At 59.6% G+C, this 16994-nt stretch carries 18 protein-coding genes and 1 tRNA gene; 5 read left to right on the top strand and 14 right to left on the bottom strand.

The features are described 5' to 3' along the window. Window positions 1-51: 51 nt before the first annotated feature. The 4 genes from ACUTSC_RS06060 to ACUTSC_RS06045 all read right to left on the bottom strand — a co-directional run bounded on the left by ACUTSC_RS06060 (window position 52) and on the right by ACUTSC_RS06045 (window position 2446). Window positions 52-360: a hypothetical protein gene (locus ACUTSC_RS06060; RefSeq protein ID WP_197768629.1), complete on the bottom strand. Its 309-nt coding sequence runs from the start codon at window positions 358-360 to the stop codon at window positions 52-54. Between the two features lie 236 nt (window positions 361-596). Continuing rightward, window positions 597-1196, bottom strand: a complete 600-nt coding sequence (wrbA, locus tag ACUTSC_RS06055) for an NAD(P)H:quinone oxidoreductase (protein WP_049201633.1) — start codon at window positions 1194-1196, stop codon at window positions 597-599. Between the two features lie 86 nt (window positions 1197-1282). After that, window positions 1283-1753 carry a helix-turn-helix domain-containing protein gene (locus ACUTSC_RS06050; protein WP_197768630.1) on the bottom strand — a complete coding sequence of 157 codons (471 nt, stop codon included), beginning with the start codon at window positions 1751-1753 and terminating at the stop codon, window positions 1283-1285. A 117-nt stretch (window positions 1754-1870) separates the two neighbouring features. Then, window positions 1871-2446, bottom strand: coding sequence for a helix-turn-helix domain-containing protein (locus ACUTSC_RS06045; protein WP_197768631.1), 576 nt, complete (start codon window positions 2444-2446; stop codon window positions 1871-1873). Window positions 2447-2513: 67 nt separating this feature from the next. On the opposite strand from ACUTSC_RS06045, the gene ACUTSC_RS06040 reads away from it, so the two are divergent. Further along, window positions 2514-3437, top strand: coding sequence for a DMT family transporter (locus tag ACUTSC_RS06040; RefSeq protein WP_060434822.1), 924 nt, complete (start codon window positions 2514-2516; stop codon window positions 3435-3437). Window positions 3438-3488: 51 nt separating this feature from the next. On the opposite strand, the gene cycA is transcribed toward ACUTSC_RS06040, so the two are convergent. After that, window positions 3489-4889, bottom strand: a complete 1401-nt coding sequence (cycA, locus tag ACUTSC_RS06035) for a D-serine/D-alanine/glycine transporter (RefSeq protein ID WP_060419626.1) — start codon at window positions 4887-4889, stop codon at window positions 3489-3491. Window positions 4890-5238: 349 nt separating this feature from the next. Here cycA and ACUTSC_RS06030 point away from each other — a divergent pair. Continuing rightward, a tRNA-Lys gene (locus ACUTSC_RS06030) sits at window positions 5239-5314 on the top strand. 220 nt (window positions 5315-5534) lie between these two features. Here ACUTSC_RS06030 and ACUTSC_RS06025 read toward each other — a convergent pair. Together ACUTSC_RS06025 and ACUTSC_RS06020 are read right to left on the bottom strand one after the other, a co-directional pair. Then, window positions 5535-6038 carry a DedA family protein gene (locus tag ACUTSC_RS06025; RefSeq protein ID WP_100396520.1) on the bottom strand — a complete coding sequence of 168 codons (504 nt, stop codon included), beginning with the start codon at window positions 6036-6038 and terminating at the stop codon, window positions 5535-5537. A 74-nt stretch (window positions 6039-6112) separates the two neighbouring features. Next, a complete protein-coding gene (locus tag ACUTSC_RS06020; protein WP_445653176.1) occupies window positions 6113-7438 on the bottom strand; it encodes an MFS transporter in 1326 nt (441 codons plus the stop codon). 371 nt (window positions 7439-7809) lie between these two features. Between ACUTSC_RS06020 and ACUTSC_RS06015 the strand changes: the two genes are divergently transcribed. Beyond that, window positions 7810-8112, top strand: a complete 303-nt coding sequence (locus ACUTSC_RS06015) for a putative quinol monooxygenase (RefSeq protein ID WP_047730753.1) — start codon at window positions 7810-7812, stop codon at window positions 8110-8112. 117 nt (window positions 8113-8229) lie between these two features. Here ACUTSC_RS06015 and ACUTSC_RS06010 read toward each other — a convergent pair whose 3' ends face one another. From ACUTSC_RS06010 to ACUTSC_RS05980, 7 genes are all read right to left on the bottom strand, one after another. Beyond that, a complete protein-coding gene (locus ACUTSC_RS06010; protein ID WP_197768633.1) occupies window positions 8230-8784 on the bottom strand; it encodes a hypothetical protein in 555 nt (184 codons plus the stop codon). Then, the gene (locus tag ACUTSC_RS06005; RefSeq protein ID WP_197768634.1) at window positions 8768-9334 is read right to left on the bottom strand and encodes a GNAT family N-acetyltransferase; all 567 of its coding nucleotides are present in this window, start codon (window positions 9332-9334) and stop codon (window positions 8768-8770) included. The genes ACUTSC_RS06010 and ACUTSC_RS06005 overlap by 17 nt, the downstream gene beginning before the upstream one ends. A 122-nt stretch (window positions 9335-9456) precedes the next feature. Then, a complete protein-coding gene (locus ACUTSC_RS06000) occupies window positions 9457-10176 on the bottom strand; it encodes an enoyl-CoA hydratase-related protein (protein WP_197768635.1) in 720 nt (239 codons plus the stop codon). Continuing rightward, window positions 10169-11341, bottom strand: a complete 1173-nt coding sequence (locus ACUTSC_RS05995) for an MFS transporter (RefSeq protein ID WP_197768636.1) — start codon at window positions 11339-11341, stop codon at window positions 10169-10171. Before ACUTSC_RS05995 ends, ACUTSC_RS06000 begins: the two co-directional genes overlap by 8 nt. After that, a complete protein-coding gene (gene hemA, locus ACUTSC_RS05990; protein WP_197768637.1) occupies window positions 11338-12549 on the bottom strand; it encodes a 5-aminolevulinate synthase in 1212 nt (403 codons plus the stop codon). Before hemA ends, ACUTSC_RS05995 begins: the two co-directional genes overlap by 4 nt. 15 nt (window positions 12550-12564) lie before the next feature. Beyond that, entirely contained in the window at window positions 12565-13776 is a 1212-nt protein-coding gene (locus ACUTSC_RS05985) for an acetyl-CoA C-acyltransferase (protein WP_197773446.1), read from the bottom strand. Between the two features lie 9 nt (window positions 13777-13785). Further along, a complete protein-coding gene (locus tag ACUTSC_RS05980) occupies window positions 13786-15315 on the bottom strand; it encodes a 3-hydroxyacyl-CoA dehydrogenase NAD-binding domain-containing protein (RefSeq protein WP_197768638.1) in 1530 nt (509 codons plus the stop codon). 335 nt (window positions 15316-15650) lie between these two features. Here ACUTSC_RS05980 and ACUTSC_RS05975 point away from each other — a divergent pair, with 335 nt between their 5' ends. Further along, complete coding sequence (locus tag ACUTSC_RS05975) at window positions 15651-16367, top strand: autoinducer binding domain-containing protein (protein WP_197768639.1); 717 nt, start codon at window positions 15651-15653, stop codon at window positions 16365-16367. A 179-nt stretch (window positions 16368-16546) separates the two neighbouring features. Then, window positions 16547-16975: a universal stress protein gene (locus ACUTSC_RS05970; RefSeq protein WP_025302347.1), complete on the top strand. Its 429-nt coding sequence runs from the start codon at window positions 16547-16549 to the stop codon at window positions 16973-16975. Window positions 16976-16994 lie beyond the last annotated feature (19 nt).

The raw sequence follows: 16994 nt of genomic DNA, 5'->3' as shown, positions 1-16994 counted from the left end.
CGGCAGAAATGAAAACGGCGTCCAACAGACGCCGTTTCAAAGGGGAGAGGATTATTCCAGCAGGTCGTTGACCGTGCGGCGCACATAGTGCGTCATTTGCGCCAGATCGTCCGGCGACACCGGGCCGCCGCCGGCGCGCACCACCTGCTGTTCAATCTGGGCGATTTCCTGCTCGACCTTGTTGGCGATCTGCACTTTGACTATCTTGTCCACCGAAGACAGCAGCACCTTCAAAACCACTTTCAGCGCGATGTTTTCGCAGAACGAGTCGTAGTGATGAACCGGCGGCGGCGGGGCCGGCTCGGGCGCGCGCGGAGCCAGAGCCTTGAAGCTGTCTACATTTTCAATAATAAGATCCATGTCTCTTATTAGTTCATCAAAATCTTTAGACACTGACTTATTCCCTTCGCTGTGCGCAAAAAACAGAACGCCCGTCCTCGCGCCTAAGGCTGACAAGCGACGGGCAGAACGAATTCGGGCCTGGCCTTCAGACGCTGAATGGCCGGGGGAGGGGCATTCTAACCTTGCGGCGGGTCGGCAACAAGATGGGGCCGTGCGAATGCGCGGCCCTTTGAATCACAGGCGCAGGAGGGTGCTTAACTTTTCAGCTTGGCGGTGATTTTTGCCACGTGCTCGCCCTGATAGCGGGCAATGGTCAACTCTTCGTTGCTCGGTTGCCGCGAACCGTCGGCGCCGGCGATGGTGGTGGCGCCATACGGGGTGCCGCCGCGTACCTGCGAAACGTCAAACAGCTCTGGCGTGGCATAGCCGATCGGCACGATGATGAAACCGTGGTGCGCCAGCGTGGTCCAGGTGGAACTGATGGTGTGTTCCTGACCGCCGCCGGTGCCGGTGGAAGAGAAGACGCTGCCTACCTTGCCGTACAACGCGCCGGAGGCCCACAGGCCGCCGGTCTGATCGAGGAAGGTGCGCATCTGCCCGGCCATATTGCCAAAGCGGGTCGGCGTGCCGAAGATAATGCCGTCATAGTCCGCCAGTTCCTGCGGGCTGGCGACCGGCGCCTGCTGGTGTTGTTTGCCACCTGCTTTGGCGAAGGCCTCCGGCGTCATGGTTTCCGGCACGCGTTTAATCGTCACGTCCACGCCGTTAACCCGATTCGCGCCTTCGGCCACCGCCTGCGCCAGGTGTTCGATATGGCCGTACATTGAGTAATAAAGCACCAACACTTTCGTCATGTACTGTACTCCCGCTCAGATGATTAACAAAAACTCTTGATAAGCATAGAAGCGAATGACGAATTTGGTTTTGTCGAATGGCGGATTCAGGGCAAGCGCCGCAGCTTGTGCGCTAGCCGCTGTTCCTGCCAGCGGCTGAAGACATTGCGCAGCAGCAGGGTACGCACCGCCCGCATGACCAGCGCGAGGCTCATGCCGCCGATCGCCCACAGCGACCAGAGATATTGCGGGTGGGTAAACCAGTTGATGGCGAACAACATCACGCCAATCACGGCGAAACGCACCGCCATGCTCAGCAGTTTGCCTTCTGCCGCGATCTGGCGACGAATACGCTGTTCGTCAGGCGTCTCCTCCTCCATTGCCTGTTGCGGCTGCGCATTGAGATCGCTGACCTGCACGCCCAGCGCGGCAGCGATCGCGGTCAAGGTTTCCAGGCTGGCCTGTTCACCGTTTTCTATCCGCTGGACGGTGCGGGTGCTGAGGCCGGCGATCGTCGCCAGCTGCTCCTGCGACCAGCCTTTTTCCAGACGTAATGGCCTGATGCGGTACTTTTGCATGGTGCACTCCTGAGTTCGCTGTCACTGTCATTCAGTGTAGGGCGAGCGGGGGGGCGGCGCCACGACAGCGGCACGACAGCGACACGACATCCGCCGCCGATGCGGGCCGGCGGGCGGTCAGAAGGCGACGTTGCGGATAAAGCGCAGGAGCAGGTCGGCGTGGTTGGCGTAAGCGTAGCGTTGATTGCTGTTGAAGGTTTGCGCGGCGCCGGCGGTGAGCGTCAGCGTATCTTGTTCCAGTTCCAGCGTCAGGGTACCGGCAATCACGTAGATCATTTCGCTCCAGCCTTCGGCGTCCGGCGCAGAGTCATAGCGCTCGCCCGGCATCAGCGTCCATTCCCACAGCTCGGCCCGCTGCCGCGCCGGTACGCTGGCGGCGAACAGCGCCTGGCTGCCCGGCTGCGCGCCTTGCCAGGCCAATTCCCCGACCATATGGCTGCCGCGCGCCTCCGGTGCCTGGATCAGATCGGTAAAGGAAATCGCCAGGGCGGCGGCGATCTTGTCGAGCACCGCCAGGCTGACGTTGCGATCGCCGGCCTCGATGCCCGCCAACATGCGGCGGCTGACGCCGGAAAGCTCGGCCAGCGCCATTTGGCTCAGGCCCGCCTGTTGGCGGTAGCCGCGCAGATTGCTGCTCAGGTACTGCAGCACCTTGGGGGGATCGGTTTTTGCGTTATGCGCCGTATTGCTCATCGCCGGACTTTATCTCATACTGGCAGGATCTGTGCATTATATTGCACTCAGCAGGAAGGGCAAGCCGGTGTCAGCAGCAAAAAAATCCTTTATTTCCGCCGTGGTTCCGCAAATCAGGCTGCCGGAAGCGGTGTTGATTTTCATCACCATGATCTGGGGCGGCACCTTTTTGGCGGTGCATCACGCGATGCAGGTCAGCGGGCCGTTCTTTTTCGTCGGCCTGCGTTTCGCCACCGCTACGCTGGCGCTGACCCTGTTTTCGCTGCGCGTGCTGCGCGGCCTGACCCTGTATGAACTGAAGGCGGGCGGGCTGATTGGGCTGGCGATTATGTTCGGTTACAGCATGCAAACCGTCGGCCTGCAGACCATCACCAGCAGCCAATCGGCGTTTATCACCGCCATGTATGTGCCGATCGTGCCACTGTTGCAATGGCTGGTGCTGGGGCGGTTCCCCGGCATCATGTCGTGGATCGGCATTCTGTTGGCCTTTACCGGCCTGATGCTGCTGGCGGCGCCGAGCAGCACCGACATGACGCTGAGCCTCGGCGAAATTCTGACGCTGGCCGGTACCCTGGGGATGGCGGCAGAGATCATTCTGATCGGCGCCTTCGCGGGTAAGGTGAATATCCGCCGGGTGACCATCGTGCAGCTGGCGACCGCCTCGCTGGCCTCATTTTTGATGATGGCGCCGACCGGCGAGTCGCCGCCGCCGTATTCGGATTACCTGCTGTACAGCGCCATTGGGCTGGGGTTGGCCAGCGCCTTGATTCAGCTGACCATGAACTGGGCGCAGCGCAGCGTTTCGCCGACGCGGGCCACGGTAATTTACGCCGGCGAACCGGTCTGGGCGGGCATCGTCGGGCGGTTGGCCGGGGAGCGTTTACCGGGCGTGGCGTTATTGGGGGGCGCGTTGATCGTGATTGGGGTGGTGGTCAGCGAGCTGCGCGTGCGGCGCAAGGATAAAGCGGCGGTGGCGACGGAAGCCGATTAGCGCAGAGGCACAAAAAGAAGAAAGGGGCGGAGATATCCGCCCCTTTTTGCATCACGCGGTTTTCTTCTTGCGCAGGAACACGTAAGACAGGCCGAGCACGATGAACCACAGCGGGGTGACGATCAACGCCTGGCGGGTGTCTTCGCGCAGCGACAGCAGCACCAGCACGAACACGAAGAACGCCATGCACACCCAGCACATCAGTTTGCCGGCCGGCATCTTGTAGATCGATTTCTGGTGCAGCGCCGGGCGCTGTTTACGGTAGACCAGATACGAGCACAGGATGATGGTCCAGACGAACATGAACAGAATCGCCGATACGGTGGTCACCAGGGTGAAGACCGTCATCACGTTCGGGATCAGGTAAATCAGCACCACGCCACCCAGCAGGCAGATGCAGGAGAAGGTGAGGCCGTTGGCCGGCACCGCGCGCTTGGACAGGTTGGCGAACGATTTTGGCGCGTCGCCTTCCTGCGCCAGCCCGAACAGCATGCGGCTGGTGGAGAACACGCCGCTGTTGGCGGAGGAGGCGGCGGAGGTCAGCACCACGAAGTTGATCACGCTGGCCGCGGCAGGCAGGCCGATCAGCACGAACAGTTCAACGAACGGGCTCTTGTCCGGCACCACGGAGCTCCACGGCGTGACCGACATGATGACGATCAGGGCGAACACGTAGAACATGATGATGCGGATCGGAATCGAGTTGATGGCGCGCGGCAGCGATTTCTCCGGATCCTTGGTTTCTGCGGCGGTGGTGCCCACCAGCTCAATGCCGACGAAGGCGAATACCGCAATCTGGAAGCCGGCGAAGAAGCCGCTGATGCCTTTCGGGAACATGCCGCCGTCATTCCACAGATGGGTGAATGAGGCCACGGTGCCGGTCGGCGACTGGAACTGCATGGCGATCATCACCAGCCCGGCGACGATCAGCCCGACGATGGCGACGATTTTGATCATCGCAAACCAGAATTCCATTTCGCCGAACATCTTCACCGTTGCCAGGTTAAGGCCGAGCAGCAACAGTACGCACAGCAGCGAAGCGATCCATTGCGACAGCCCGGGGAACCAGAACTGGGCGTAGGCGGTAATCGCCACGACGTCGGCGATGCCGGTGACCACCCAGCAGAACCAGTAGGTCCAGCCGGTGAAGAAACCGGCCCACGGGCCGAGCAGATCCGCAGCGAAATCGCTGAACGATTTGTATTCCAGATTGGACAGCAGCAGCTCGCCCATGGCGCGCATCACGAAGAACAGCATAAAGCCGATGATCATGTACACGAAGATGATCGAAGGGCCGGCCAGGCTGATGGTTTTACCTGAGCCCATAAACAGACCAGTGCCGATGGCGCCGCCGATGGCGATCAGTTGAATATGTCGGTTAGTGAGGTTTCGCCGTAGATGATCTTCTGAAGCGGGCGTCGCGTCAGTCGCTATTTTAGAGTGATCTACCATCTGATGATGTCCTGTTTTACCTGTCATTAGTGAAGTCGCGAGCTCTGAAGTGGCTCTTTTTTATACATTTATCCGGTTGGCCCGGCTTTAGTAAGGTAGTGCAATAACGCCACCTTTGTGCAACATGTTTACAACATTTATACGCGGGATAAAAGTCGATCAATCTTTACACGGAGGAGGCAAATCGGACGTTCAGGGAGCGGAAGATTACTCTTCAAAAGGTGGGATTAATAGACCTTATGCGGCTTATCTCGTTGATTAAACAAAGGGTTGTAAAATTCGCATGAGAAAAAGTAATGAGTGTAAGCGTTTGACAGCGGCACTGACGAGGAGGACAATTTATCGCGTTGGGTCGTTAGCTCAGTCGGTAGAGCAGTTGACTCTTAATCAATGGGTCACAGGTTCGAACCCTGTACGACCCACCAACCAAATCAGCGTGTTACGCCCAGGTTTTTCTCTGCTTGTTTCCTCATTGCGCCGTTTTAAGCGCGCTTTTTGCAAAAAAATTCGCATTTTTCGACTGATGTTCAGAAAGGTGATCTGGCGCAAACTGCGGTGTTGCACGGCGGTTTATACGGCAAGAGAGGCTGTGCGCTGGCGCAACGTCGGCGCATGGGGCGGTCATTTGCCCAAGAATCTTTCAGGTCAAGATGCGGGGAATAAATGCGCAGCCGACATCAAGATCAGCGCCCAGGCGGCGGCCGAGAGTGCGGCGGTGGCATAGACGCGCCCCAGCGGCAGTTTCAGCATGCCGGCCATCAGCGGTACGGTATAGCGCATTACGGCCAGAAAACGTGAGGCGAACAGCAATGGCAACCCGCGCTTTTGCAGGGCGCGCTGGGCTTTGTGCAGCGGCGCATGAAAACGCGCCGGTAGCCGGCTGCCAAGATCGCGGCGGCACAGCAGTGCGCCGCAGTGGAACGACAAGATCGATCCCAGCGCGGCCCCGAGGGTGATGGCCGCCCAAACGGCGCTGACAGGCAGCGCGTGCTTGCCCGCAACGATGCCCATCAGCAGCGTGACCGAGGCGGGCGGCAGGACGGAGGAAACGAAGATCACGGATTTACCCAGCGCAAACAGGAAAATCAGCAGCAGCAACATCTCCGGCTCCGGGGTGTATTTGGCGATAATGTGCGTCAATTCATCCATTTAACACCTGTGGGCGAGGGGGCTGAATGCCAGTGTCCCATCCGCAGGTTCAATAATGGCTAAATAACGCGCCGCTATCCGGCAATCTTTGCGTCTTGCTTGCTCACGTCGGCGCGCCGGTTTTTGAGCGCCCACAACAGCGCGGCGCACAGCAGTGCAAAGGCAGCCAGCACCAGCGGCCCGGCATGCGGGCTGTGAAAACGCTGTTCCGCCTCGGTGCGGATAAGCGGGGCTAAAAAGCTGAACGCCGCGCCGAGCGTGGTGCAAAAGCCGATGCCGGCCGCCAGCGCCGGGCCGGTAAGCACCTGAGCGGGAAACGTCCAGAAAATCGGCTGTACCGCCAGGAAACTGACTGCACAACAGCTGAGTGCGGCGATAGCGAGCAAAGGACCGGCATAGGAAGAGACCACCAGCCCCAGCGCCGCCGCGACCATGCAGGCGACGGCGATCGGTAGTCTTCTGGCGGGGTTTCTGTCGGCAAAGCGCGGCAGGAAATAGACGCCCAGCGCAGAGAACGCCCAGGGAATGGCGGCCACCAGCGAGGCCTTGAAGCCGAGATGGGTGCCCATCAGCGAGGCGACCTGCGAAGGCAGGAAAAACATCAGGCCGTACACGCCGATCTGCAGGGTGCCGTAGATCAACGCCAGATGCCAAACTTTGCCGCTTCTCATCGCAGCTTTGACGCTGCTGGTTTCGGTCTGCTGCTGTTCGGCAGCCAACTGTGCGACCAGCGCCGTGCGTTCTTCCTCAGTCAGAAAGCGGGCCTGCTGCGGGCTATCGTCGAGATAGAAAAAGGCGAAGACGCCGAGGGCGACGGCCGGCAACCCTTCCAGCACGAACATCCAGAACCAGCCGGGCTTACCCAGCACGCCGTGCATCTCCAGCAATGCCCCCGACAGCGGGGAGCCGAGCGTCAGGGCCGCCGGCACGCCGAGCACGAAAATGCCAATGACCGAGGCGCGCACCTTATTGGGAAAATAGATCGACGCGAGCAGCAGGATGCCGGGGTAAAACCCGGCCTCGGCGATCCCCAGCAGAAACCGCAGGACGATAAACTGTTGTTCGTTGGTCACCAGCCCGGTGCAGGCCGACAGCGCCCCCCACAGCGCAGTGGTGGCGCTGAGCCAGCGTTTGGCGCCCCAGCGGTTCATCAGCAGGTTGGCCGGGATGCCGAACAGCGCATAGGCGGCAAAAAATATCCCCGCGCCGAGCGCAAAGGCGGATTGGGACAGCGCGATATCGATGGCCATCGCGTCCTTGGCAAAGCCGACGTTAACCCTGTCGATAAAGGCGACAAAGTACATGGCGAACATCAATGGCACCAGCCTGCGCCAGGTTTTGCGAATGGCGACGTTGAGCGCAGGAGCGGCATAGGTGGTGTGATTCACTGGCGTTAACATCTCTTCTGAGAATGACAAGCGTCGGTCACAGGACCGTCCTGATGCCGTTGCCCTCAACACGACGGTAACCACGGTTTCTTTTCGCGATCCTTAAAGGTCTAAAGGACTAATGGTCAGGCCTTTGAGGGCGAAAAAAACGCCGCGTATCGGGTCGGCAGGTTGGTGCAGACATCACCATGGTAAATGGTGTGTTGCTTTTTTGTTAACCGGAAGTTCACACAGGGCCAGGGTAGGTTCAAGCGCTTTGATCGAGATCTGTGTGCGCTATCACCGAATTGGCAACCCGGCGATAGGCCTGGAGTAGGGTGCTTTCATCTCGGGAGTGAGGACGATAAGGTGAGGCACGGCAAAACAGAATGCAGGAGCGCAACATGCTGAAGGTCATCGCTGAAGACTTTATCCACCCGGAACACATTGAAACCGTTATGCCATGGTATCGCGAGCTGGTGGAGAAAACCCGTCAAGAGCCGCTGTGCATCAGTTATGAACTGTGCATCGACCAGCAGGACCCCGGGCATTTTATTTTTATCGAAAGCTGGCCGGATCGCGCCGCCCTGGATGTGCATTGTCAGACCGAGCATTTCACCCGGCTAGTGCCACAGATTAATCAGCACCAGCGCAAGCCTTGCACCTTCCTGTTTATGCAGGTATTTCCCGGTTTGAACGGTGACTAGATGAAAAAAGCCCCGCAGGGGGGCGGGGCTAATGGCTTCTCAATGCATCTTGTAATGGTTAATAAATAACCTTATTGCTTGAGGCATGCTCTGAGAATGCTCCTAAATGTATTCACCCTATGAATGATTATGCGCGGTGGCCTCGCTGGCGGTCCTGATGTCGCGCAACATACGGCGGCGTATCAGCCCGCTGACCAGGCGAATAGTATACCAGTAGGGGGTGAACCGCCGTCGGCTGGCGTCGTCGGGGCAGAAGATGCGCGTTTCCGTTACCAGGCGGCAGTGGCCGCTCGGCAAAGGGGTCACGACGTAACCCAACGCCAGTTTGGCGACGCCGGGCTGAGCGAAGGCCAGAAACCCCGGCCCGTCGGCGACGTCCTCCAGACCGTATTCGGCCTGCCAAAAGCGGCCGATCAGGCCATAGACCAGCGCCGTTTCATCCCGCTCAAGCAGGCAAAAGTTATGCAGGCCAAACGGCGGTGGGCTGGGTTTATCGCGCGGTATCAGCCGTGCGGGCAATTCGCGCAGCGCTATCATGCTGCGGAAAAAGCGATCGTGCTTGGGATCGTAAGCGGCCACGGCCGCCAGGATCCGGGCCGGTGGTGCGGCGATGGTAATGGCATGCCGCTCCGAGAATTGGTATTGCCCAAGGTATTTATTCAGCAGCGCCATGCTTTGCATTCTCCCGCCATTCGCTTTGCAGCAGAGCGAAACCGAATTCGTCGCCCCACGCGCCTTTAAAAAACACGTTTTGCCGCCAATGGGCCTCGCGCCGAAAACCCAGCTTGCCGAACAGCGCGGCGGCGCCAAGATTACGGGCGTCCACCACTGCGGTAATGCGGTGCTTCGCCAGCGGCCCGAACAGCAGGGCGATGACGGCGTTCAGCGCCTCGTGCGCCATCCCTTGCCGCTGATGGCTGGGCGCGAAGGTCACGCCCAGTTCAGCCTGGCGCCCCACATCGAAGAAATGCACCGCGACATCGCCGAGCAACGCGCCGTCCTCGCGGCGCTCGACCGCCAGTTGAAACCAGCTATCGTCACGGTTGAACTCGAGCCGCCGCTGCCGTTCGAAAAAGGCCTGCGCATCGGCGGCGCCGTAGTCGCTCCAGCTTTGATAGCGCGCCACGTCCGGGTGGCTGCGGTAGGCGGTAAAGTGGGGCAGATCGTCGGCCGTGAACGGGCGCAGGATCAGCCTGGGGGTCAGCAGAGGCAAAGGGCGCATTGTTTTTCCTTATCAGCGCATTAGGGCTACCGGCAGTGTAGCCCAGCACCGAGAGGCGGGCTGCGTAAATTGAGCTGTGGCGGAAAAGCGGAAATGCCGGTTCAGGCGAACCGGCAGGGGTATTATCGGCGGGCGGCAGCCTGACGCAGGCGCTCGACCGGGCCTTGTTGAAAATCGAATGAGGGAGCTTCCTGCCGTGCCAGCCCCTGGCGCACGATGGCCTTAACCGTTTGGCTGGCGGCAAGATCTTTTCCGGCGATCTGTTCGGCGATGCGCAGTGCTTCTTCCCGGGCCGTCCCCTCGCTGATACGGGAAATGGCGCCGTGTGATAACGCCTCCTGCGCATCGACGATTCTGCCGGTCAGCAGCCAGTCGAGCGCGACATAGGGAGAAACTCGCGCCGGCAAGCGCGCGCACCCGCCTTGTGCGGCGACCAATCCGAGCCCGGTTTCGGGGAAGCTGAAGCGTGCGCCCTGGCCAGCGACGATCAGATCGCAGGCCAGGGCGAGCTCAAAGCCACCTCCGTAAGCGATGCCATCAACGGCGGCGATGATCACCTTGGCGATCTGTGCATGGATCAGCCCGCCAAACCCCTCCGGCGTGACAATGGGCAGTTCACCCTGATGAAAGGCGTTGATATCCATGCCGGCGGAAAATACCGCCGGTTGACCGGCCAGGACGATCGCGCGCACCGAGTCATCGTTATCTGCCTGCCGCAGGTAGGTGCGGATCAGCTCGGCCATCTGCAGGTTGATGGCGTTCTTTTTTTTCGGCCGATTGAGGGTGATGACCGCAACCTGCTCGCCATGGCGCTCATAAAGCACCGGGAGGGCTTCATTCATTGTTGGTCTCTCCCCGGAAAAACAGCAGCGTCAGCAGCAGGGCGATGGCGCCGAGCGGCAGCGAAAACAGCGGCAGGTAATGGGCCGGCAGCGCGTAGAGCGTCAGGCCGCCCAGCATGCCGCCCGCCGCGATGCCGGCGTACAGCACCGAGCTGTTGAGCGACACGGTCAGCGCGCCAAAGCGTTTCGACAGCGACAACAGGTGATGTTGGATCGGCACCAGATACATCCAGCCGGTAATGCCCCAGACCAGGAAGATGGCCAGTACCCACCAGGGGGAAGTGACATTAAAGGCCAGCAGAAACAGGGACAGCGTCTGGAGCGCCACGGAAAACAGCAGCACAAACTTGCTGCCGAGGGCATCGGTTAACGCACCGGAGGCAAAATTGCCGATCACCGCGCCAATACCGAACACCAGCAGCGCGAGGGGCAGAATCGCCTGCGGGCCGAACTGGGTGTTTTTCAGCAAGACGCTGACGTAGCTATAGACGATGTGTTCAGAGCAAACGGCAAAAAAGGTGATCAGCAGCGTAGTCAGCACCGCCTTTTGCCGCAGCGGGGCGAGCCGCTCTTTCAGCGAATGCTTGCCCGGTGGCGCAATGGCGCGCAGCGCCAGCGAAAGGCCCAGCAGCGCAATTGCCCCCAACAGGGCGATGAACAGGAATATTTCACGCCAGCCGATCAGTTTGGCGAGAAAGGTACCGAATGGAATACCGAGCGCAATAGCCAACGTCATGCCCCCATAGACGATGGAAATGGCCAGGCCGCGGCGTTTTTCCGCTACCAGCCCCACCGCAGCGGCGGCGGCCTGCGGCGTGTAACAGGCCGCTCCCAATGCGGCCAGCACTCTGCCGAACGAGATCTGCAGGTAGCTGGTGGCCCAGGCGCAGGCCAGATTGCCGGCGATGAACAGCACCAGCGCCAACTGCAGGATATGCTTGCGGTTGACGTTGCCGAGCAGCCAGGCGGTCAGTGGCGCGAACAGCATATAAGCCAGTGCGAATACCGATATCAACTGCCCCGCTTGCGCGGGGCTGACGGCAAAGGTATCGGAAATGTCACTGAGCACGCCGGCCACGATAAAGGCGTCGGTGCCGATGGCGAACGTACCGGTCGCCATTAGACAGAGCGTGACCAGATGGCCGTTATAATCCGCTAACTTCATCCTGCCCTCCGCAGATCGTTCGCTGTCCAGACCCGTCCCAGCGCCGCCAGGAACGTCTCCACGTCGGCATGGGAGTGCGCCGAGGTTGGCGTTACCCGCAGCCGCTCGCTGCCTGCGGGCACCGTCGGCGCATTGACCGGCTGCACGTAAATATCATGCTCATCGAGCAGTACTTTGCTGATGTGTTTGTTGCGGTGCGGATCGCCGACCCGCAGCGGCAGGATATGGCTGTCGGCCGACACCAGCGGAATGCCGGCTGCGCGCAGACCGGTTTTCAGGTGATCGACGATCGCCAGCAGGTGCTTGCGCTGGGTGTCATGCTCCAGGTTGTATTTAAAACTGGCCAGCGCGGCGGCCACCACCGGCGCCGGTGACGAGGTGCTGAAGACGAATGCCGGGGCCCAGCTGCGCACCGCCTCCACCACCGAGCGGGGGGCGGCGATATAGCCGCCCGCCGCACCGTAAGACTTGCCGAAACCGCCCTGAATAATGGTGATTTTATCCAGCAGGCCCAGCTGTTCGGCGTAGCCCAGCCCCCGTTCGCCATAGACGCCGGCGGAGTGGATCTCGTCGAGATAGGTCAGCGCCTGATACTGTTCCGCCAGCGCCACGATCTGTGCCAGGGGAGCGAAGTCACCGTCCATGGAATACAGCGACTCGAAGGCGATCAGCTTTGGCCGCGCCGGATCGGCGGCCTGCAGCAGCTCGGCGAGGTGTGCCACATCGTTGTGGCGGAAGATCTTTTTCTCCGCCTTGCTGTAGCGGATCCCGTAAATCATCGAGGCGTGATTCAGCTCGTCGGAGAATACGATCAGATCGGGAATGGCGTCGCACAGGGTGGATAAGGTGGCGTCGTTGGCGCCGAAACCGGTAGTGAACAGCAGCGCCGACTCTTTGCCGTAAGCGCTGGCCAGCAGCGTTTCCAGCTCGCTGTGGTAGACCGAGGTGCCGGAAATGCTGCGGGCGCCGCAGGTGCCCAACCCGACCCGGTTAACCGCTTCGGTGGTGGCCAGCAGCACTTTGGGGTGGTGGCTCATCGCCAGATAGTCATTCGAGCACCAGACGTTGAGACGGCGCTCACCTTGGTGTCCGTGGCTGGTGGCCCAGGGTTTGTCCTGTACGCCACGTTCAAGGTTGAGGAACTCGCGAAAACGCCCCTGTTTTTTGGTTTCCGCCAGCTTTTCTTCAAGAATGTTCAGTACGCTCATCGCATATTCCTTGTGTTAAACGGCTTTAAGATTTAATGACAGACCCTGGCCGACGCCGACGCACATCGTCACCAATGCGTTGCTCGCCTGTCGGTCGCGTAATTCCAGCGCCGCCGACAGCACCAGGCGCGCACCGGACATCCCCAATGGATGACCGAGCGCGATGGCGCCGCCGTTCGGGTTAACCCGCGCGTCGTTGGCGTCGATACGCCAGTGTTTCAGCGCCGCCAGGACCTGTGAGGCGAACGCTTCGTTAATCTCGATGATGTCGAAGTCGTTCAAGGTGAACCCGCCGCGCTGCAGTAAGCGCTCCGTGGAGGCGATCGGCCCCAGCCCCATCAGCGCAGGTTCAACCCCGGCGGCCGCGCTGTCGCCGATCTCCGCCAGAGGTTGCCACCCCTGACGCTTCACGTAGCGCCCGGAAGCCAGCAGCAGCACGGCGGCGCCGTCGTTGATGCCGGAAGCGTTGCCTGCCGTGACTGAACCGCCGGCGGAGAACGCCGGTTTCAGCGTCTGCAACTGTTGCAGCGTGCTGAGCCGGGGAAACTCGTCCTGCGCGAATGTGCGGGTCGTTTTACGATCCGCCGGCACGTCTACGGGCGTGATTTCCCGCGCCAGCCGGCCGCTGTCGATCGCCCGGCGGGCCTTTTGCTGCGAGGCCAGCGCGAACAGATCCTGTTCCTCGCGTGAGATATGCTGCCGTTGAGCCACGTTTTCCGCCGTGATGCCGAGTGGATCGCTACCGTAGCGCTCCGCCAGCCGCGGATTAACAAAGCGCCATCCCAGCGTGGTGTCGTACAGCTTTACCCCCTTATCGAACGGCGTTTCGCTCTTGCTCAGCACATAGGGCGCGCGGCTCATGCTTTCCACGCCACCGGCCAGAATCAGTTCGCTAAGGCCGCTGCGGATTTTTGCCGCGGCGTAGATCACGGCATCCAACCCGGAGGCGCAAAGGCGGTTGAGGGTGATGGCCGGCACCGACGGATCCAGTCCGGCAAGCAGCGCCGCCATGCGGGCGACATTGCGGTTGTCCTCGCCGGCCTGGTTGGCGCAGCCCAGAACCACTTCGTCCAGGCTCGCTTCCGCCGCCGGATGGCGCTGCAGCAGACTGCGAATGATCGTTGCCGCCATGTCGTCGGGGCGGGTATGCGCCAGGCTGCCACCATAGGTGCCGATCGCCGTGCGCGTGCCGTCGATCAGATAAACGCCGTCATCTTGAATGCTCATCATTAATCCTTAAGGCGTGGTCGTCAGCGCCGGTTGCGCGGCGTGCAGAAGGGTGTAATGCGGCGCATAGCGCGCCGCGTGCAGCAGCTGCGCCAGGTTGCTCAGCGTCGTCATGACGTTTTTTTCCCCCAGGCTATCGAGCCAGCCAAAAATGCCATCGGCGTAGTTAACGCCGGCGACGGCGGCAACATCGATGTCTTCCCGGCTGCAGACGCCGCTTTCCACCATGATCACCGACTCGTTGATCAGGCTGCTGAGGACGCGGGCGACGATCAGCGCCGGGGAATCCTTGATAAATTCAACCTGCGGGATTGCCGTGTGCAGCAGGCGTAAAAACAGCGCTTTATTGGCCGCAGAGGCGTGGCGGCTGTGGGCTGCCACCAGATACGCCGTGTCGGCGTAATTCAGGGCGACATCGACCACAAAGGCATCCGCCGCCGTCTGCTCGGCCAGCTGGTTTGCCGTGCGGCCATCGGTGATGCTGATGGTGAAAGCGTCATTGATCCGGACGGCCGGCCCCAGGCCCGGCAATGCTGGCCGTTGTTCCACGCGCAGCCGTGGCCACTGAAGCGCGGCCCGCTGTTGTAACAGGGTAAAAAAAGGGTGTTCGCCGTAAACGTGCAGCGTCTCAATGTCTGCATCGGTGGCGGCCATCACCGGCGGGGCGTTTTCTTCGGCGGCAAAATAGGAGCGGCCGTTCTTTTTTCCCAACAAACCGGCATCGACCAGCGAACGCTGCAGGTGGCCGGGGGTATAGCGCGCGTCGTATTGCATGTCCTGCCAGATTTGCCGGCTGACCTGATAGTTGATGTCTTGGCCGATAAAATCGGTCAGCTCGAGCGGCCCCATGCGAAAGTGCCCGCCGGCCTTGAGGGCACGGTCGATCTGCGGCGCGCGCGCCACGTGTTCTTCCAATAGGCGGAACCCTTCCAGGTAGTAGGGGCGGGCCATGCGGTTGACGATAAACCCCGGCGTGGCCTGGCAGACGACATCGCGTTTCCCCAACGTGGCCACCAGTTGACGACAACGCTCCGTGGTGGCGTATGCGGTAAAGTAGGCCGGGATGATTTCAATCAGTTTCATCAGCGGCGCGGGGTTGAAAAAGTGCAAACCGATAAACCGCTCGCTGTGCGTCACTGCGGTTGCCAGCTTATTTAGCGACAGTGAGGAGGTATTGGTGGCGATCAGCGTGTCGGGCTTGACTGCCGCGGCGATGGCCGCCAGCACCTCAAGTTTGGTTTGCTCTTGCTCGGCGATGGTTTCTATCACCAGCTCGCTGTCGGCAATGGTCTCAAACGCCGAGGTGAACACCAGATTGGCCAGCACCGCGCCTTTATCCTGCAGCGCGATCTTGCCCTGTTCGACTTTCTTGTTCAGGTCTAGCTCGATATATTCGCGAGCCTGATTGAGGGTATTGCCGTTGCGATTATAAAGCACCGTGCGAATGCCTTTTTGTGCGAAAAGATAAGCGATGCCTCTGCCCATCGTTCCCGCGCCGATAATCGCAGCCGACTGAATTGCTGCATTACTTTCTGCCATAGAAAATCCCCGTCACTGTATGCCATGCGAAATTCGCAAATGCTTATTATCTCTTTGGATTTACGGCGGCACTGGGTGCCTGTCTGGAAAGTAATTGGCGGTGTCCTGGCTGTCTAACGGTAGAAATGACAGGTTTACGTGCCGAGGAGATTATGCTATTCGCGTAGTTTTCCTGTTCGGGGAAATAAAAAGGCTTATTTTAAAGGGAATAGCTGTTTTCGTTATAGCGTTGGTATTTTTTATTATATGAAACGGCTACTGGCGCCGGGCGACGATATTCTATAGTGAGTTTGACCTATCGATAAATCGGCATCGCTATCTGGAGAACCTGCGTTATGGATACCCGCACTCAACGGCTCATGGCGGAGGTGATTGGCAGCCTGGCCGATCGCGAATGCTTTCTGACGCAGCTGGAGCCCTGCGCCGAGGCGTTGGGGTTTGATTACTTCTCCTACATCGTGTTTTCCTGTTATCCGGCCAGCCGCCCCAAGATGCTGATCGAAGGGAATTTTTCAGCGAATTATCTCGAGGACTATCGGCGGCAGCGGGTGTATTTGCAGGATCCGGTTATTGAGCGCGCTCACCATTCCACGCTGCAGTTCCAGTGGGACGAAAGCTTTTATCACGAGCGGCCGACGCTTTGGCGGCGTATGGCGCAATTCGGCCTGTGCGCCGGTTGGTCGCAGTCGGTCAAGGATTGCTATGGCCGGCTGGGGATCCTGACGTTTGCCGGTAAAGCGCTACCCGAGCAAACGCCGCAAGCGCGCGCAGTAAATGAAACTTTTTTCCTTTGGCTGGCGCAAACCGCCCATAAAACGCTGCGTGAAGCCTTGATTTCGGTGAACGACGACGCGATAAAATACGTGCTGACGCTGCGCGAAAAAGACATTTTACGCTGGTGCAGCGAAGGGAAAACGGCGGAAGAAATCGCGCTGTTGATGGGGGTGAGCGAGCGCACGGTCAATTTCCATATCGGCAACTCGATTAAAAAACTTTCTGTCGCCAATAAGACTGCCGCCACCGCCAAAGCGGTTTATTTACAGCTGATTTAATCTCGAGTAATAAATAATTAAGCGCCTATTCGTTATCGGCGTGATGTTTATATTTTGTTAAATTAAAAACTATCCTTATCAGTATTTACCCCCGATCACAAAAGCATGATAAAGCGATTCACCGCGGCCGCGCGCGGCAGTACTCTGTAGGCACCCGGTTTACATAGAAAGGATGTGATATGTACAAGACTATTTTAGTGCCGATCGATATTGAAGAGGACCTGTTGACCGAGCATGCGCTGAAGCATGTGGAATATTTGGCGAAGATGTCCGGCGCTAAAGTGCACTTCTTCCATGCGCTGCCGGATGCCTCGGCGTTTGTTACTGCCTATTCGTTCGGTCTCAAGGAGTTTGAGAATCAGGCGGAAGTGAAGGCGGTGGATAAACTGAAGAAAATCATGTCCGAAATCGATCTGCCGTTGGATCGCCTCAATTACACCGTCAGCTTCGGTTCCGCGCGCGATCAGGTGTTGGAACTGGCGGAAGAGATCGATGCCGATCTGATCATCATCGGTTCGCGTCGCCCGAGCGTGAAAACCTATCTGCTGGGGTCTAACGCCGCCGCTATCGTTCGTCATGCCAATATTTCGGTGATGGTGGTCAGATAATCCGTCTCCGTTTTCGGGT

It is taken from the genome of Serratia sp. TSA_105.2, from assembly GCF_052692115.1.
The sequence above is the reverse complement of the archived record's forward strand: the minus strand, read 5'-3'. Positions and strand labels throughout refer to the sequence as shown.

Coding starts and splice junctions, on each gene's coding strand:
- ACUTSC_RS06015 (WP_047730753.1), top strand. CDS start 7,810: ATGCTGAAGGTCATCGCTGAAGACTTTATCCACCCGGAACACATTGAA.
- ACUTSC_RS06045 (WP_197768631.1), bottom strand. CDS start 2,446: ATGAGCAATACGGCGCATAACGCAAAAACCGATCCCCCCAAGGTGCTG.
- ACUTSC_RS06060 (WP_197768629.1), bottom strand. CDS start 360: ATGGATCTTATTATTGAAAATGTAGACAGCTTCAAGGCTCTGGCTCCG.
- ACUTSC_RS06000 (WP_197768635.1), bottom strand. CDS start 10,176: ATGAATGAAGCCCTCCCGGTGCTTTATGAGCGCCATGGCGAGCAGGTT.
- ACUTSC_RS05980 (WP_197768638.1), bottom strand. CDS start 15,315: ATGGCAGAAAGTAATGCAGCAATTCAGTCGGCTGCGATTATCGGCGCG.
- ACUTSC_RS06020 (WP_445653176.1), bottom strand. CDS start 7,438: ATGTTAACGCCAGTGAATCACACCACCTATGCCGCTCCTGCGCTCAAC.
- ACUTSC_RS05975 (WP_197768639.1), top strand. CDS start 15,651: ATGGATACCCGCACTCAACGGCTCATGGCGGAGGTGATTGGCAGCCTG.
- ACUTSC_RS05970 (WP_025302347.1), top strand. CDS start 16,547: ATGTACAAGACTATTTTAGTGCCGATCGATATTGAAGAGGACCTGTTG.
- ACUTSC_RS06025 (WP_100396520.1), bottom strand. CDS start 6,038: ATGGATGAATTGACGCACATTATCGCCAAATACACCCCGGAGCCGGAG.
- ACUTSC_RS06050 (WP_197768630.1), bottom strand. CDS start 1,753: ATGCAAAAGTACCGCATCAGGCCATTACGTCTGGAAAAAGGCTGGTCG.
- wrbA (WP_049201633.1), bottom strand. CDS start 1,196: ATGACGAAAGTGTTGGTGCTTTATTACTCAATGTACGGCCATATCGAA.
- ACUTSC_RS05985 (WP_197773446.1), bottom strand. CDS start 13,776: ATGAGCATTCAAGATGACGGCGTTTATCTGATCGACGGCACGCGCACG.
- cycA (WP_060419626.1), bottom strand. CDS start 4,889: ATGGTAGATCACTCTAAAATAGCGACTGACGCGACGCCCGCTTCAGAA.
- hemA (WP_197768637.1), bottom strand. CDS start 12,549: ATGAGCGTACTGAACATTCTTGAAGAAAAGCTGGCGGAAACCAAAAAA.
- ACUTSC_RS06005 (WP_197768634.1), bottom strand. CDS start 9,334: ATGCGCCCTTTGCCTCTGCTGACCCCCAGGCTGATCCTGCGCCCGTTC.
- ACUTSC_RS05995 (WP_197768636.1), bottom strand. CDS start 11,341: ATGAAGTTAGCGGATTATAACGGCCATCTGGTCACGCTCTGTCTAATG.
- ACUTSC_RS06010 (WP_197768633.1), bottom strand. CDS start 8,784: ATGGCGCTGCTGAATAAATACCTTGGGCAATACCAATTCTCGGAGCGG.